We start from the raw sequence: 16,145 nt of genomic DNA, 5'->3' as shown, positions 1-16,145 counted from the left end.
TTGAGCGTTGTCAACAAATCAATCATGGGACGGCCGGCTAGGCCACCGTGGAGTATGCCACCACGCCGCGGCGGACCAAATCGATCGCGTCACGGCAAATCCTGGCCAAGCGGGGGTCGAGCTGCGGGATTTTGGCGAGCTGGTCCAGGAGGTCCACTATCTGCTTGGCCCAGCGGACGAAATCTCCGGCCGCCAGGTCTGTTCCGCTGAGCACCTCCTGGAGATGGCGGCCCTTGGCCCACTTGTACATGGGCCACATCAAACCGAGTTCCGGCTCGCCGGTCAGCGGGAGCCGGTGTTGCTCCTCGGTGTCCTCCAGTCGAGACCACTCACGGACAACCACGTCAACGGCCGTTTCCAGCGAGACGGTTGGCATCTTCGGGCGAAGCCCGCGGTCTTCACGCTTGGCCTGGTAGACCAGCGTGCTGGCGAAGGAAGCCAGTTCTGCCGCATCGAGGTCGTTGATGGCACCCTGCCGGATGGACTGGGAAATGAGCAGGTCTTTCTCCCCGTAGATCCGGCGAAGGCGCTGCCCGTCGGCACTGATGGTGACGTCGCCGGCGTCGTTTGTTTCCAGGTACCCGTAAACGGAGAGGACCTCACACACACGGTCGAAGGTTTTCGCGATGGTGTTGGTACGGCCTTGAATCTGGCGCACCAGCCCGTCGGTCTCCTTGCGGAGCTTCCACCAGCGCTCGGACCACCGCGCATGGTCCTCCCGCTCGCTGCAGCCATGGCAGGGGTGGGCCCGGAGTGCGCGCCGGAGATCCGCAATCTTCTTCTCCTGGTCCGGCAGGCGGGCCCCCAGGCCGAAGTCCTCATGCCGGCTGTTCCGGTGGCGTTGGGGTGCGTCCTCACTGATGGCATGGCGCATGGACGAGGCGAGGTCGCGGCGGGACTTTGGCACCTTGGCATTGAACGACTTGGGAATGCGGATCCGGGTTACCGGTGACACGGGACCGTCGAGGTCGTGGACGCCGATCCGGCGGAGCTGGTTGTCCTGGGTCAGTACCGAGGGCCGTGGTTCGCGGGCGTTGGGGTCAACATCAAGGACCACCGCGTGCCCCGCGAGCCGGCCGCTGTAGACGCTGATGACGTCACCCGGGATCAGCCGTGCCAGCGAATCAGCGACGCGTGATTTGCGCGCCCGTTGGTGGTCGCGGGCGGCACGGTTTTCCGCGTCGCTGAGTTCACGCCGGAGCTTGGCGTACTCGGTGAAATCGCCCAGATGGCAGCTCATGGACTTGGCGTATCCCGCCAGTGACTCTTCCCGCCCACGGACCTGTCGGGCAAGGCCCACTACGGATCGGTCGGCTTGGAACTGCGCGAAGGAGGACTCCAGGATCTCCCGTGCCCTCACGCGTCCGAACTGGGCAATGAGGTTGATGCTCATGTTGTACGTGGGCCTGAAGCTGGAGTTCAGGGGGTAGGTGCGCCTGGATGCCAGGCCGGCTACTGCCGCGGGATCCGTCCCGGGTTGCCACAACACAACGGCATGGCCTTCGACGTCGATCCCCCGCCTTCCGGCGCGACCCGTCAGCTGGGTGTACTCACCCGCTGTGATGTTGACGTGAGCTTCGCCGTTGAACTTCTCGAGCTTTTCCAGGACCACGCACCGGGCAGGCATGTTGACCCCCAAAGCGAGCGTTTCCGTGGCGAAGACCGCTTTGACCAGGCCGTCGGCGAAGAGCTTTTCCACCACTTCCTTGAAAGTGGGGAGCATACCGGCATGGTGGGCGGCGAAGCCCCTGACCAACCCGTCACGCCAGCCCCAGAAGCCGAGGACATCGAGGTCGTCCGCAGGGATCTCGTGGCTCGCTTCGTCCACGCGCTGGGCGATGATCTGTTGCTCCCGCTCAGTGGTGAGCCACAGGCCGGACGCTGCGCACTGGGCCACGGCACCATCACAGCCTGCGCGGGAGAAGATGAAGGTGATGGCAGGCAGGAGGTCCTGCCGCCGGAGGCTTTCGATGACCTGCGGGCGGCTCGCCTTGCGTACAGGACTGCGTTGTTCGGACTGCTGGCGCTCGTCACGGTTCCGGTCCTGACGACGGCGGCTGCGGCCACCGTGGCCGAACCGTCCGTTCATGTTCATCCGGCTCTCTGAACGTGCCATGGCTAGGAGGTCAGGATTGACCTCGAATTCGGGTCCGGTCACTGCCTGGCGCACCTTCGTGGCGGACGCTTGCTTGGAAGAGACACGGCGGCCATTGCTCGGTTCGCTGGATACCTCGCCGGCTTCCGAGAGATCGGGCGCGTCGGTTTCCTGGGCTCCCGGGGCAACCGGCGCGATTTCGTCGAAAGTGGTATCGCCAGCGAAGAGATCCACGATTTCCCGGCCCACCATGACGTGCTGCCACAGAGGCACGGGACGATGCTCGGACACGATCACGTCAGTATCGCCCCGCACAGTGTCCAGCCACGCACCGAACTCTTCGGCGTTGGATACGGTGGCACTCAGTGATGCCACCTGGACCTCGCTGGGCAGGTGGATGATCACCTCTTCCCAGACTGCACCGCGGAAGCGGTCGGCCAGGTAGTGGACTTCGTCCATCACGACGAAACCGAGGTCGCTGAGCGTCTCGGAATCCGCGTACAGCATGTTCCGGAGGACTTCGGTGGTCATCACCACTACCGGTGCTTCACCGTTGATGGTGGTGTCGCCTGTCAGCAGACCGACGTTGGCCGCACCGTACTTTTCTGCCAGTTCCGAGTACTTCTGGTTGCTCAGGGCCTTGATGGGAGTTGTATAGAAAGCCTTGAGTCCCCGCTGTAGGGCCAGGAAGATGGCGAATTCCCCGACGATCGTCTTGCCGGCACCGGTTGGGGCTGCCACCAATACTCCCCGCCCCTCCTGCAGGGACTTGCAGGCTTCGCGCTGGAAATCATCCAGCTCGAAGTTGAGCGAGCCGGCGAAAGCACCGAGATAGGTTTTAGCCTCGGCCGCCCTCTGGGCTGCCGCCTGGTAACGCTCTGATGGAGAAGGAGACCCGGGAAACGAAGACATGCATCAAGCCTAGTGGCCCAAGGTCTAGAGATTCTCCAGATCGGAGGCCGGGGTGGCGATATCCGCAGTGGCTTCCGTCTCGGCAGCCCGCTTGATGGCGCGGCGTTCACGACGACGGTCGTTGAGGAGGCAAACCCCAATGGCTGCGAAAAACAGCAACAGCATGGGTGCTGCCAGGTAGAACATGCTCATGGCATCCGCCCCCGGGGCGGCCATGGCGGCGAACAAGCACACCAGGAAAATGGTGATGCGCCAGCTCTTGACGAGCTGCTTTCCTTTGACGATGCCGGCCAGGTTCAGGCCAACAAGCACCACCGGAACCAGGAAGGCAATGCCGAACGCCAACAGGAGCCGGAGGACGAACGCAAGGTAAATTTCGGCGCTGATGAAGTTTGAACCGCCAATGGGGGTGAAATCCGTCAGGACCCGCACGGCGTTGGGCAGGACAAGCCAGGCAAGAAGAACGCCACCGATAAACAACGGGACCGCCGCAGCCACGAATGACAACGCGAGTCGACGCTCTTTCTTGTGCAGGCCGGGCACAATGAAAGCCCAGAGTTGATAGATCCATACCGGGCTCGAAAGCAGCACGCCGAGGAATACCGAAACCTGGACCATGAGGTCGAACGAACTGGCTACGCCATCGAAGTTCAGTGTCGCAGCGCGACCCTCTTTTTCATTGAGGTCTTTGATCGGCTTGATCAGCGCCTCCAGGAGCGGCTGGTAGACAATGAAGCCCACCACTGTCCCGAGGATGACGCCGATTGCAGCCTTGAAGAGCCGGTTCTTCAGCTCCTTGAGATGGTCAAGAAGCGCCATCCGGGCTTCGGGGTTGGCCTTGCGCCCCTTCGTCTCTACCACTTCTCTTTAGACGCGGTTGGAGGGCGGAACGTCGGTCTCGCCGGTGTTCTGTGCCTTCACGTTCTGTGTCTTGGCGTCCGGGTGGCCCACGACCTTGCCTTCAACGGCGTCGGAACCGTCCTGGGAGTCCTTCGCCTCTGAAGAACCGTCCTTCTTCATTTCCCGGACTTCAGACTTGAAAATACGCATCGACTGCCCAATGCTGCGCGCCATTGACGGCAGCTTCGGTGCGGCAAAAAGCACCAGAGCCAGGACGATGATGATGATGAGATGCCAGCCTTCGAGCCTCATGTGGGGAGGTCCTTTCCTTTTGGATACATCCTACGTCTATCTGAATTCAATGTCGTGCAGGGATTGCGGCTGACCCCGCTCCGCTTTGCGTTGGACACGCTTTTGGCGGCGAACTTCCTGCCGGAAGGCTTTGGCCGTCAGGTAATCATGACGCATCTGATCCGGGGAGGCAAAAATTGCGGATCCCGGTGCGGCGCGGTCTCCGGCGACCTCCACATCGGAGGTTTCCGCGGCAGGCGAAAGGTTGCTGAAACGTTTCCCGGCGTCGCCCAAATCATGAACAGTGGCCATGAATTTCCTGAACAAGCGATAACCCAAGGTCAAGTGAAGGAGCAGGGCAAGAGCTACGAGTGCGATCCACAACAGGATCCAGAACCACCAAGGCATCTGAGTAGTCTAGCCAGCCTGGGCGTCGGAAGCAGAGTCGTACTGCGCCAGGGCAGCCCTCACCCAGGCGAGGGCCTTGTCTTGCAGGGCCTTTGGCTGCAGGATCCGTACCGTTCCACCATGCTGTGCCACGAACATGGGCAACCACCCTGCGTCACCGAACCGCACCTCGGCGAGCAGGCCGCCGTCGGGCAGTTGGGCGGTGCGTTCCGCGTAGTAGTCATCGGCAAGCCCGGCACCCTGGCGGGTCAGCTGGAGCACCACCTGGAGGTCGTCGTCGCTGGGGGTAAACAGCCGCGCGGGGAAGTCCTGGCCGGTCGGTGCGGGACCCGCCACGGCCCGGCCATTCGGTTCCAGCGACTCCACCCTGTCCAACCTGAAATTCCTGATTCCGGCCTTGCTGTGGCAGTAGGCCTCGAAATACCAGGTGTTGTCCATCGAATAGAGCCGCAAAGGGTCGACGTCCCGCTCGGTTACCTCATCGCGCTGCAGCGACAAATACCGCAGACGCAGCTGTTGCCCGTCCCTGATCGCCTGCGTGATGGTGGCAAAGGCCTCGGACTGTTCCGGTGCCACCGACTGGCCGGCCACTGAACCGGCCAAGCGGCCGGCCTGCCCTGCAGCGCCGGTCAGCTTGATGGTGACAGATTCCAGTGCACTGCCGGCTTCGTCGCCGGCCACGCCAGCCAGTACGGGCAGATCCCCCAGCATGGCCAGGCCGGTCAGCAACGCGGCGGCCTCGTCCTCACTGAAACGGACCGGCCTGTTCAGGTCCAGATGCTCCGAGATATACACATGATCGTTTTCCCACTGTATGTCCAGCAGATCATCCGGGTAACCCTCGGGAAGGCCCGAACAGATGAGTATTTTGAGGTCATCGATCAGATCCTTGCGGGAGACGCCGAAACGGTCAGCGACCTCCTGGATATGCAGGCCCTGGTGATGGACCAGGAACGGCACCAACTGCAGCATCCTTGCCAACTGGTCTTCCGAAGTGCGCTTCCGGGCGCGCGGTGCGCGTCCCGCTTCGGGGAACCCCACCTCCACTGCCGGTGCGGCGCCAAAGTCCTCTGCAGCCTTCAGGCGTCGGACGACGGCGGTGCGCAAGTCGGCCGGTTCTGACACCTTCACCTGCGGGCCGTAGGACGCCAGCTCCTCGGCGAGTTGTTCGGGATCCCTGAAATCAACCTGGATCCGGTCACGGACTCCCCCGTCAGCGGACTGTCCAGTGGCGATTGCCCTCTTGCGCAGCGCCAGCAAGCGGTCTTTGTCCACATCCAGGATGGCCTTTTGAAGTGGCAGCTCGTTGAGCGCAGCGAGCTCAGCCTTGGCGTTGAAGCCTGCCGGAGGTTCAAAACTGCTGCCCGCCACCAAGGTCAGTGCGGTGGTCATCCGCGAGAGCCGGAAGATTCTCTTTGCGCCTCTCCCCCTGTCGAAGCCCACCAGGTACCACTGGCCGAAGCGGCTGCCGAGCCCCCATGGCTCCACCTCGCGGGTTTCCTCGCGGCCGGTGCTGATGGCGAGGTAGCCGAAACGGACGGGATGCCTGCCATGCATGGCGGCAACGACGTCGTCGAAAGCCTGTCCGGCCGGTTTGATCCGCGGCTGAACCCCCGCAGGAAGTTCGACGTCGGTGAATCCGCCGGCGGCCTGCAACTTACGGACGGCATTGGCGGCAGCATTTCCCAGGGCAGCGCGCTCCCACAGTTGGGCGGCCAGAAGGAGGACCGTGCACTCTGCCGGAGTCAGCTTCACTTCCGGCAGCCTGTTGGAGTCCTTACCGATCCTGTAGCGCGCTGAGGCAGGGTCATCGGCGCCGAAGCTGCTGGGGTCCATCAATGTCTCCACCTCGAAGCCGAACTGCTTGAGGTCGGCCTTGTCACGCTCAAACATGCGCCCAAAGGAGACATCGTTTCCGGCGGTATCGTGGTAGACCTTTTCGCGCAGCACGGAGCGTGAGAGCCCCACCTTGGTGTTGAGCAAAGCAAGGAGAAGGTTCAGGAGTCGTTCAGTGCGGGATGCGGACACGGTTGCTACGTTACTACGGTTGCTACGTTACTAAAGTCCAGCGGGAAAACAGCAAGGCGCGTCACCTGCCGGTTGAACCGGGAGATGACGCGCCGTGCAGAACAGCTGTTTCCTAGCGGACAGCTACGAGGTCAACCACGAAGATCAGTGCTTCGTTCGGCTTGATGGCTCCACCGGCGCCGCGGGAGCCGTAGGCCAGCTCCGAGGGGATTTCCAGGCGACGGCGGCCGCCAACCTTCATGCCCAGGAGGCCCTGGTCCCAGCCCTGGATGACCTGGCCGACTCCGACGCGGAAGTCAAGGGGAGCCCCACGGCCCCAGGAAGCGTCGAACTCTTCGCCGGTTGACCAGGCAACGCCCACGTAGTGGGTGGACACGGTGTCTCCGGCCTTGGCTTCAGGACCAGTTCCCTCGATGAGGTCCGTGATGACGAGGTCCGTGGGGACGTCGCCTTCGGGGAAATCGATCTCCGGCTTGGTGCGGTCGAAGTCACGCTGACCAAATGACATGGGTACTCCTTGGTGTCAGTGATGAATTGGTGTCAGGAACCAGCCTAAGCCAGTGCCTGCATTTTCCGCTGGGGTTACTTAACGCCCAGGATGTCCACGACGAAGACGAGGTCGCCCTTGGCTTCGCCCTGGCCGGCTGCGCCGTAGGCGAGGTCCTGCGGAATCACCAAGAGCACGCGGGAGCCGACAGTCTTGCCCTCCAGCCCCTGGGTCCAGCCCTTGATTACGCCGGTGAGCGGGAAACTGGTGGACTTTCCGCGGTCGTAACTGGAATCGAACTTGGTACCACCCACGAGGTTCACGCCTACGTAGTTCACGGTCAAGGTGTCGGTTGCCTTGACGACTGCACCCTTGCCCTTGATGAGATCCTGGGCAATAAGTTCCTTGGGCGCAGCAACACCGTCAACGGAGATCTGCGGGATTCCCTTGTCGTCTTCCTTCACCGTTGGCAGACCGGCGGGAGGAGTGACAGTATCGCCTTCGGGCTTGTCCAGCACGGGGGCCGGATCCTTGGCCGAGAGCAGCTTGAAGACGACCAGCTGCGTAGAGGCGGCCGGTGAAGCCGAGGCGTTGCCGGGAGCTGCGAAGGCAATCTGTGAGCCGATCTTGGCTCCAACGATTGCGTTGTAGATCTGCTGGTTGCCGGACTTCAGTTCGTCCGTCAAGTCGATCGGCTGAGGCCCGTTGGTGTAGGCGTCTTCCACCGTCTTGCCGTCGTTGCCGTCGACGGCCACGTAGACAAGCTCAGCCGTCTGGCCGGCCTTTACGCGCTCTCCGTCACCTTCGACAACCACCTTGACGGTGGGCTCGGTGACGCTCAGCGGCTTCGAGAACTCAACGCCGGGGGCCTTGTCGTTACCGTTATCCGTCACTTTCACGGAGTCGAGCTTGGAGAGGTCACCGGCGGACTGGCTGGTGGGCTCGGCGGCCGGGTTGCTTCCGCCGCACGCGGTAATGAGCAGCAGGGCAGGAAGGAGAATTGCTAGGAGTCGGCGCACAAAAAAGACACTTTCGTCGGGGCAAGGGACACTCGGAACAGCGCAAGGCGCCTCCAAGCAGGTTGTCTCCTGGAAAGAGACCACTATCCAGAATAGCCCGGAAAGCTGGGAGCCAGCTTATAGGGACGTTCAGCCCATGGAGTCCAGGAGGGCATCCACCCGCTCATCTTCGCTCCGGAAGGGATCCTTGCAGAGGATGGTCTGGTGTGCGCGGTCGTTGAGCTTCAGGTGGACCCAGTCGACGGTGTAGTCACGGCCGAGCTCTTGTGCCCGACGGACGAAATCCCCGCGCAACTTTGCACGGGTGGTCTGCGGTGGTGCATCCACGGCGTCCTTGACGTCGGTCTCCGTGACCAGCCTGCGCGCAGCTCCCCTGGACTGGAGCAGGAAGAACAGACCCCGCTGCTTTGAGATGTCATGGTAGGTCAGGTCCAATTGCGCGATCCGCGGCGAATCCAGGCTGAGTCCATGCCGCCGCATATAGCTGTCCATGAGCTTCTTCTTGATGGCCCAGTCAACCTCGGTGTCGATGGTGCTGGTGTCACCGGACTCGATGGCGTCCAGCGTTCGCTTCCACAAGTCAAGGATGAGCGGAACATGCTGATTGTGGGCGCCGTTGGCCGCCACGAACTCCGTGACTTTGGTCAGGTACTCGCGCTGGATATCGAGTGCCGTGAGTTGCCTGCCGTTGGCAAGCCGGACGAGCGCCCGGCCTGTGAGGTCGTGGGAGATCTCGCGGATGCTGCGGATGGGGTTTTCCATGCGCATGTCCCGCATGATGACACCGGACTCGATCATGCGGAGGATCAGGTCGACGGTGCCGACCTTGAGCAGAGCCGAGGTTTCGGACATGTTTGAGTCGCCCACGATCACGTGAAGGCGGCGGTAGAACTCGGCATCCGCATGGGGCTCGTCGCGCGTGTTGATGATGGGACGTGATCGGGTGGTTGCCGATGACACGCCTTCCCAGATGTGGTCGGCGCGCTGGGAGAAGGCAAAGGTGGCTCCGTGCGGAGTCTTCAGGACCTTGCCCGCCCCTGCGATCAACTGACGTGTGACCAGGAACGGAATCAGGATCTCCGCCAAGCGGGAGAATTCCCCGCGGCGCGGAATCAGGTAGTTCTCATGGCTGCCGTAGGAGTTGCCGGCCGAATCCGTATTGTTCTTGAAGAGATAGACGGTTCCGTTGAATCCCTCTGCGGCGAGCCTTGTCTGGGCTTCGTCCACGAGGTCGTCGAGAATGAGCTCGCCCGCCCGGTCGTGCGCGATGAGCTGGGCAAGGTCATCGCACTCGGCTGTGGCATATTCCGGGTGCGAGCCTACGTCCAGGTAAAGCCGCGAGCCGTTCGTCAGGAAGACGTTCGAAGACCTTCCCCAGCTGACGACCTTCCTGAAGAGGTACCGGGCCACTTCCTCAGGCGCCAGCGGGCGTGAATCCGGGCTGGAATAGGAAATCCCGAACTCCGTTTCGATGCCGAATATTCGTTTGTCCATCTCAGGCCTCCTCGTTGAGCAACCGGGTCATGTCCTCGGGCAGCAGGCGTCGGAACGCCCTGCGTGATCCGCGGTGGCTCTCCGACGCGCGGTAGAGGACTGCCGCCTCGACAGCGGTGGCCGGAAGGGCTTCCACTTCCTTGTCGACTGCCAGCGCGCGCAGGGCCAGACGCATGGCGCCGGCCAAACTGAGCTCGGACTCCCAAGCCCCGCGGACGACGTCGGAAATTTGATCTGCCAGGCCGCCCATGACCACGAAACCGTTCTCATCGGCGATGGAACCGTCGAAGGTCAGCCGGTAGAGGTGGTCCTGCTCCTGTGCCGCACCGACCTCCGCCACCGCCAATTCCACCTCGAAAGGCTTTTGTTCTGCAGTGAACACAGCTCCCAGGCTTTGTGCGTACACGCTGGCCAGCCCGCGGGCCGTGACGTCTTCGCGGTCGTAGGAGTAACCGCGGACGTCGGCATAGCGGACCCCGGCTTGCCGCAGGCTCTCGAACTCGTTGTACTTGCCCACCGCTGCGAAGGCAATTTTGTCGTAGATCTCCCCGATCTTATGCAGGGATGGTGACGGGTTCTCCGCGATCAGGGCGATGCCGTCGGCGCAGCTGATGACCACCACGGATCGGCCACGGGCGATGCCCTTCCGGGCGAAGTCCGCGCGGTCCTTCATCAGTTGTTCCGGAGAAACATAGAACTGCTGCGTCATGTCAGGCCTCCCGTCCGGCGATGGCGCGCGATTCAACGATTGCTCCGGCGATTGCTGCGAGGTCGCGCTCCGGGACCCTTCGGTTACCGGCTCTGTTCACGGTATAGACCACCGGCCAAAGTTGGCGGACAGGGTCCGGACCGCCGGTCGCGGAATCGTCGTCCGCGGCGTCGTACAGGGCTTCGACTGCAACAGCGACCGCGTCTTCCTCGGAGAGGTTGGGCTTCCACAGCTTCTTCAGGGCGCCCCTGGCAAACACCGATCCTGAGCCTACTGAGTGGTGTTCCTGTTCTTCATAGCGGCCGCCCGTGACGTCGTAGGAGAACAGCCGGCCAATACCGCTGACGTGGTCGAATCCGGCGAACAGCGGGATAACGGCCATCCCCTGCATCGCCATCGGGAGATTTCCGCGGATCATGGCCCCCAGGCGGTTGGCCTTGCCCACCAGGCTCAGGAGCGTTCCCTCTATTTTTTCGTAGTGCTCCAGCTCCACCTGGAACAGCCTGGTGATGTCGATGGCCAGGCCGGCCGTGCCGGCGATGCCCAGCACCGAATATTCATCGGCCGGAAAAACTTTCTCGATGTGCCGGCTGGCGATGACATTGCCCATCGTGGCGCGGCGATCGCCCGCCATCAGCACGCCGCCCGCATACGTCAGTGCGACGATCGTGGTGGCGTGCGGCGATGACGGCACGGTGCCGGCGGGAAGCGCCTGGCTGAAGGGAAGGAGTTCAGGACGAGAGCGTTGGAGATGCTCGGTAAATGAAGACGTTGCCTGGGTGGCCAGGGGGCCGTTTGATGGGTCCTGCATTGCTGCACTCCTTCGACTCTGCGTTCCGGTGCCCGGCGGCCTCACGCCGTCCGGGTTGTGAATCCTTGTACGGGCCGGTTACTGGCCGCCCTTTTGGACGAAAGCCCTGACGAATTCTTCGGCATTGGATTCCAGCACGCCGTCGATTTCGTCGAGGAGATCATCCACGCCCTGTGTTGCCTCGGATGCCTGGGCTTCGGGCGCTGCAGGCGGAGCCTCCGGGACGTCCACTTCTGCTTCGGTTTCCCGTGACTGTGGTTGTTGCTGTTCCTGAGCTGCCATTTTCTTTCTCCCTACTGTCAGTCCCCTGAAATTGGGGACTTCCTACTGCCATATTGCCACGCTGCGGGCCGCTTCGTACGGCTTTGGACAAGTACGAATGTTGCTGTGCCGGACACGTTCTCAGGCCCTTGCCGCCGGCGGATTCTGGCCCAGCAATTCGGCCAGGAACGCACCGGCATCCTGGTGGCGGTCGAACAATGCGCCGGTCAGGGCCTGCGTCCCCCGCAAGGGCTCGCGGGTTGGTACCCGTTGGAGCTTTCCCAGCCCTGGAACGTCGAAAATGACCGAGTCCCAGCTGGCGCCGACAACGTCCCGGCCGAACCTCGAAACGCACCGGCCGCGGAAATATGCGCGGGTGTCCGACGGCGGCTCCGTCACCGCCCGGGCGATGTCGGCGTCGTCCACCACGCGCGTCATGCGGTTGTTGGACAGCAGCCGGTAGTACAGCCCTTTCTCGGGCCGGATATCGGACCACTGCAGGTCCACCAGGCCAAGCCTGGCATCGTCCCAGCCCAGTCCGTCCCTGTTCCGGTACCCTTCCAGGATCGATTTCTTGGCCACCCACTCCACGGAAGACGCCGCAGATCCGACATCGGATCCCAGAGCAGTCAAAGTGGATTCCCAGCGCAGGAGGACGTCGTGGGTGTGGCCGTCTCCGGTCACCGAATCAGCCACGCCGGTTTCCTGGGCAAGTTTTGCCGCGGCCTCGTAGTACATCCATTGAAGGTCCAGGGCCGTCACCCTGCGTCCATCCAGCAGCCGGACTGTAGCAGCAAGCGTTGTGTCATGGCTGACGGCCTGAAGCGCCTGGACCGGCTCGTGGACCTCGATTTTGGGCGCCTGACCGGCTTCAATGAGGCTCAGGACCATGGCTGTGGTCCCGAACTTGAGGTAGTTGGAGGCCTGGCTGAGGTTCGCGTCCCCGATGATGACGTGCAAGCGGCGATACTTGTCCGCCGTGGCGTGCGGTTCGTCCCGGGTGTTGATGATGGGACGGCGGATCGTGGTCTCCAGCCCCACCTCCGCTTCGAAGAAATCGGCCCGTTGGCTGATCTGGTAACCGGGGGTGGAACTGTCCTGCCCCAAGCCCACGCGACCAGCACCGCAGGTCACCTGCCGGGACACGAAGAACGGCGTCAGGCCCCGGATGATGTCACCGAATGGAACCGAACGTGGCATGAGGTAGTTCTCGTGTGAGCCATAGGAGACCGACTTGTTGTCGGTGTTGTTCTTGTAGAGGTTTATGGCAGGCAGGCTGGTATCAGCAGCAACCTTCCGGACTGTGGCAAGCGCTACGACGTCGCCGGCTGCATCCCAGGTCACGGCATCCCTGGGGTTGGTGACCTCCGGGCTGGAATACTCCGGGTGCGCATGGTCCACGTAGAGACGCGCACCGTTGCCCAGGACCATGTTCATCAGCAGCGAACCAGATTCATCCGCGCCATCCAGTTCCAGTTCCTGCCGGCCGTACGCCAAGGCGACGGCTTCGGCGTCGAGAACCGGTGGCTGGTCGGTGAGCTGGCTGGGGTCGGCAGCCGCGCGGTCCACGGTCCAGCCCCGGGCGTCGTGCAGCGGCTCTTCGTCGGTGTAGTCCCAACGCGTCTCCGCTCCTCCTGCCGCCCGTTGCCGGGTCACAGTGGCGTAGGCCTGGATGATCCTGGCGGACATCATGGTGGCGTTCGCGCCGGGTGCCGACGGCGCGTGGATACCGTATTCCGTTTCCGAGCCCATGACACGCATGGCACCGCCTGCAGGCAAGCTTCCGGCCTGTGTACCTTCGGGTCTTGCTGTCACAGGTACTGGCCCGTGTTGGCTGTGGTTTCGATGGACTTGCCCGGTTCCTGACCGGCCTTGCCCTGGACGATGGTACGGATGTAAGTGATCCGTTCACCCTTCTTGCCCGAAATCCGTGCCCAGTCATCAGGGTTCGTGGTGTTCGGCATGTCCTCGTGCTCGCGGAACTCATCCACCACCGCGCGCAGCAGGTGCTCGATCCGAAGACCCTTCTGGTTGTTGGTCAGAAGGTCCTTGATGGCGTACTTTTTGGCTCTGTCCACCACGTTCTGGACGACGGCACCCGAATTGAAGTCCTTGAAGTAGAGCATCTCGGTGTCACCGTTGGCGTACGTGACCTCGAGGTATTCATTGGACTTCTCGGTGGAATACATGGCTTCCACGGTGCGCTGGACCATGGCATCCACTGTGGCCTGGACGTCTCCCCCGTACTCGGCGAGGTCCTGGGCATGGAACGGCAGGTCCGTGGTGATGTACTTGCCGAAAATGTCCGCCGCTGCTTCGGCATCAGGCCGCTGGATCTTTACTTTTACGTCCAGCCGTCCCGGACGGAGGATGGCGGGATCGATCATGTCCTCGCGGTTGGAGGCACCGATGACGATCACGTTGTCCAAACGCTCCACGCCGTCGATTTCGCTGAGCAGCTGCGGCACGATGGTGGTTTCGACGTCGGATGAGACCCCGGTGCCGCGGGTGCGGAAGAGGGAGTCCATCTCATCGAAGAAAACTACGACGGGGCTGCCGTCCGAGGCCTTTTCGCGGGCCCGCGCAAAAATCAGGCGGATGTGGCGCTCAGTCTCGCCCACGTACTTGTCCAGGAGCTCGGGGCCCTTGATGTTCAGGAAGTAGCTCTTGAGGTCGGTGTTGCCGGCGCGTTCTGCCGCGCGGGCCGCAAGGGAGTTTGCCACCGCTTTGGCGATGAGGGTCTTGCCGCAACCCGGAGGGCCGTAGAGCAGGATTCCCTTGGGGGCCTTCAGGCCATGTTCGCGGTAAAGGTCCGGATGCAGGAACGGCAGTTCGACGGCGTCGCGGATTTGTTCGATCTGGGGACCAAGTCCGCCGATGTCCTGGTAGGTGATGTCCGGGACTTCCTCCAGGACCAGGTTCTCCACTTCGGCGCGCGGGACCTTCTCCAAGGCGTAACCCGTCCGCGAGTCCAGTGACAAGGCGTCGCCGACCTTCAAGTGAAGTTCCTGGAGGGCACCGGAGAGCCGGACCACCCGTTCTTCGTCGGCGCGGCCGACCACCAAGGCGCGGTCCTTGCCCAGCATTTCCTTCAGGGTGACCAGCTCGCCGGCCCGCTCGTATCCGAGCCCTGCCACGATAAGGAGCGCCTCATTGAGCAGGACTTCCTGACCGACAGCCAGCTGGTTGAGGTTCACCAGCGGGCTGACGCCCACCCGCATCTTTCGGCCCGCATTGAAGATGTCCACTGACTCTTCGGTGGCCGCCTGCCCGGAGTTACCGGGGGCCGGCTGCTTCCGGGGGTTGATCTGGAGCACCGTGCCGAAGCTGTAGGGCGGCTGTCCTTCTTGCTCCAGTGCCCCTTTGAGTCGAAGTATTTCGGCTTTGGCCGTTTCCAGCATGCTGACAAGCTTGCTGTTGTTCTGCGTGGCGGCAGCCAGCTGGCGGTCAATGTGGCGGAGTTTGTCCCGAAGGATGTTGATCTGCCGTTCGGCAACAGTCAGGTCCGTCGAAGGTTCCTGCGGCTGAACCGGGGCGGGACCCCGGTCCGCCCTCTCCTCTGCCGCTGTGTTTGCATCCTCCGGCGTCGGCCGTCCAAGGTCGTTGTTTGGCGTATCCACGATTCATCAGCCCCTTCCTGCGCTTAACAAGACCTTAGTCCCGAAAAGCGCAGGGTGCTGGGTGACATCCGGAATACGGACCCTATTGTGACCTTTTCAGTTTGTGACCGTGGGGTCGTCCTGGACGTTGGTGCCGGCGATGGCGTCACGGGCGGCCCGGCGGAGCTTTTTGTCCGATACGGAGCGTTCCCCGACTGCGCCGGGGGTCCAGGCGTTGAGGTCCTCTTCGCTGAATTCGGTCTTGGAAGGACGACGCTTCACGGAAATCCCGGTTACGCCATCAGCCAGCCGGCGGGTGACCAGCAGGAAGCCGGTGTGGGCCACCATGCGGTGGTCGGGACGGACGGCCAGGCCTTCGAGGTGCCAGCCGCGGACCATGGACTCCCAGGCGTCAGGCTCGGTAAAGCGTCCATCAGCGCGGATGGCCTCAGCCGTGCGGGACAACTGGGTAACAGTGGCTACGTAGTTGATCCAGACGCCGCCAGGGGCCAGGACCGTCGCCACCGCGTCCAAGCACTCCCACGGGGCAAGCATGTCCAGGACGACCCGGTCCACGGACCCGGGTGCTTCGGCCTTAACGACTTCCTCCTGGAAATCACCGAGGGAAATCTGCCAGGCAGGGTGGGGGCCGCCGAAGATTGTCTCGACGTTGCCCCTGGCAATGTCCGCGAATTCTTCGCGGCGTTCGAAGGAGTGCAGGTAGCCACCATCGCCAACTGCACGGAGCAGGGAAATGGACAGCGCGCCGGATCCAACGCCTGCTTCCACAACCCGTGCTCCGGGGAAGATATCGGCCATGGTGACAATCTGGCCGGCGTCTTTGGGGTAGACAACTGCGGCCCCACGCGGCATGGACAAGACGAAGTCGGACAACAGCGGGCGCAGAGTCTGGTACTGCTGGCCGACGTTGTTGCTGACCACGGAACCGTCCACTTTGCCGATGATTTCATCGTGGTTCAGGAAACCGCGGTGGGTGTGGAACGCCCCGCCGACTTCCAGCGTGATGGTGTTCATGCGGCCGCGTTCGTCAGTGAGCTGGACCCGCTCGCCCACGCGGAACGGCCCGCGACGCCGCGCAGCGCCCGTCGGCTGCGGGGCGGAGCCTGTGGCTGCCTCGTCAGGGCCTGCGCTGGCCTCGGGGGCGGCGGTTTCGCTGCTCATGTGGTTTTC

The 16,145-nt window shown here is 62.8% G+C and carries 14 protein-coding genes; all 14 read right to left on the bottom strand.

Annotated elements, in window-relative coordinates; all coding sequences use genetic code 11:
- Positions 1–37: 37 nt before the first annotated feature.
- Complete coding sequence (locus tag JMY29_RS10375; protein WP_189075549.1) at positions 38–3,007, bottom strand: DEAD/DEAH box helicase; 2,970 nt, start codon at positions 3,005–3,007, stop codon at positions 38–40.
- A 24-nt stretch (positions 3,008–3,031) separates the two neighbouring features.
- Positions 3,032–3,868, bottom strand: coding sequence for a twin-arginine translocase subunit TatC (gene tatC, locus JMY29_RS10370; protein ID WP_018777654.1), 837 nt, complete (start codon positions 3,866–3,868; stop codon positions 3,032–3,034).
- A gap of 6 nt (positions 3,869–3,874) precedes the next feature.
- On the bottom strand, positions 3,875–4,159 hold the full coding sequence (gene tatA / locus JMY29_RS10365; protein ID WP_018777653.1) for a Sec-independent protein translocase subunit TatA: 285 nt from the start codon (positions 4,157–4,159) through the stop codon (positions 3,875–3,877).
- Between the two features lie 36 nt (positions 4,160–4,195).
- Complete coding sequence (locus JMY29_RS10360; protein WP_039241304.1) at positions 4,196–4,546, bottom strand: hypothetical protein; 351 nt, start codon at positions 4,544–4,546, stop codon at positions 4,196–4,198.
- Positions 4,547–4,555: 9 nt separating this feature from the next.
- Positions 4,556–6,574, bottom strand: a complete 2,019-nt coding sequence (locus tag JMY29_RS10355; protein WP_189075550.1) for a helix-turn-helix transcriptional regulator — start codon at positions 6,572–6,574, stop codon at positions 4,556–4,558.
- A 112-nt stretch (positions 6,575–6,686) separates the two neighbouring features.
- Entirely contained in the window at positions 6,687–7,082 is a 396-nt protein-coding gene (locus tag JMY29_RS10350) for an FKBP-type peptidyl-prolyl cis-trans isomerase (protein WP_017200957.1), read from the bottom strand.
- Between the two features lie 74 nt (positions 7,083–7,156).
- A complete protein-coding gene (locus tag JMY29_RS10345; protein ID WP_055975826.1) occupies positions 7,157–8,080 on the bottom strand; it encodes an FKBP-type peptidyl-prolyl cis-trans isomerase in 924 nt (307 codons plus the stop codon).
- A 129-nt stretch (positions 8,081–8,209) separates the two neighbouring features.
- Entirely contained in the window at positions 8,210–9,574 is a 1,365-nt protein-coding gene (pafA, locus tag JMY29_RS10340; protein WP_189075551.1) for a Pup--protein ligase, read from the bottom strand.
- Between the two features lies 1 nt (position 9,575).
- A complete protein-coding gene (gene prcA, locus JMY29_RS10335) occupies positions 9,576–10,283 on the bottom strand; it encodes a proteasome subunit alpha (RefSeq protein ID WP_018777648.1) in 708 nt (235 codons plus the stop codon).
- Position 10,284: 1 nt separating this feature from the next.
- The gene (gene prcB / locus JMY29_RS10330) at positions 10,285–11,094 is read right to left on the bottom strand and encodes a proteasome subunit beta (RefSeq protein ID WP_018777647.1); all 810 of its coding nucleotides are present in this window, start codon (positions 11,092–11,094) and stop codon (positions 10,285–10,287) included.
- Between the two features lie 78 nt (positions 11,095–11,172).
- On the bottom strand, positions 11,173–11,376 hold the full coding sequence (locus tag JMY29_RS10325; protein ID WP_018777646.1) for a ubiquitin-like protein Pup: 204 nt from the start codon (positions 11,374–11,376) through the stop codon (positions 11,173–11,175).
- Between the two features lie 120 nt (positions 11,377–11,496).
- Positions 11,497–13,116 (bottom strand): depupylase/deamidase Dop, encoded by a 1,620-nt coding sequence (gene dop / locus JMY29_RS10320; protein WP_018777645.1) that lies wholly within the window; start codon positions 13,114–13,116, stop codon positions 11,497–11,499.
- 50 nt (positions 13,117–13,166) lie between these two features.
- Complete coding sequence (gene arc / locus JMY29_RS10315; protein ID WP_018777644.1) at positions 13,167–14,975, bottom strand: proteasome ATPase; 1,809 nt, start codon at positions 14,973–14,975, stop codon at positions 13,167–13,169.
- 96 nt (positions 14,976–15,071) lie between these two features.
- On the bottom strand, positions 15,072–16,136 hold the full coding sequence (locus JMY29_RS10310) for a tRNA (adenine-N1)-methyltransferase (protein ID WP_026267150.1): 1,065 nt from the start codon (positions 16,134–16,136) through the stop codon (positions 15,072–15,074).
- Positions 16,137–16,145: the final 9 nt, after the last annotated feature.

The sequence above is a fragment of the Paenarthrobacter nicotinovorans genome, from assembly GCF_021919345.1.
GTDB lineage: Bacteria > Actinomycetota > Actinomycetes > Actinomycetales > Micrococcaceae > Arthrobacter > Arthrobacter nicotinovorans.
This window is presented reverse-complemented; position numbering and strand designations above follow the sequence as displayed.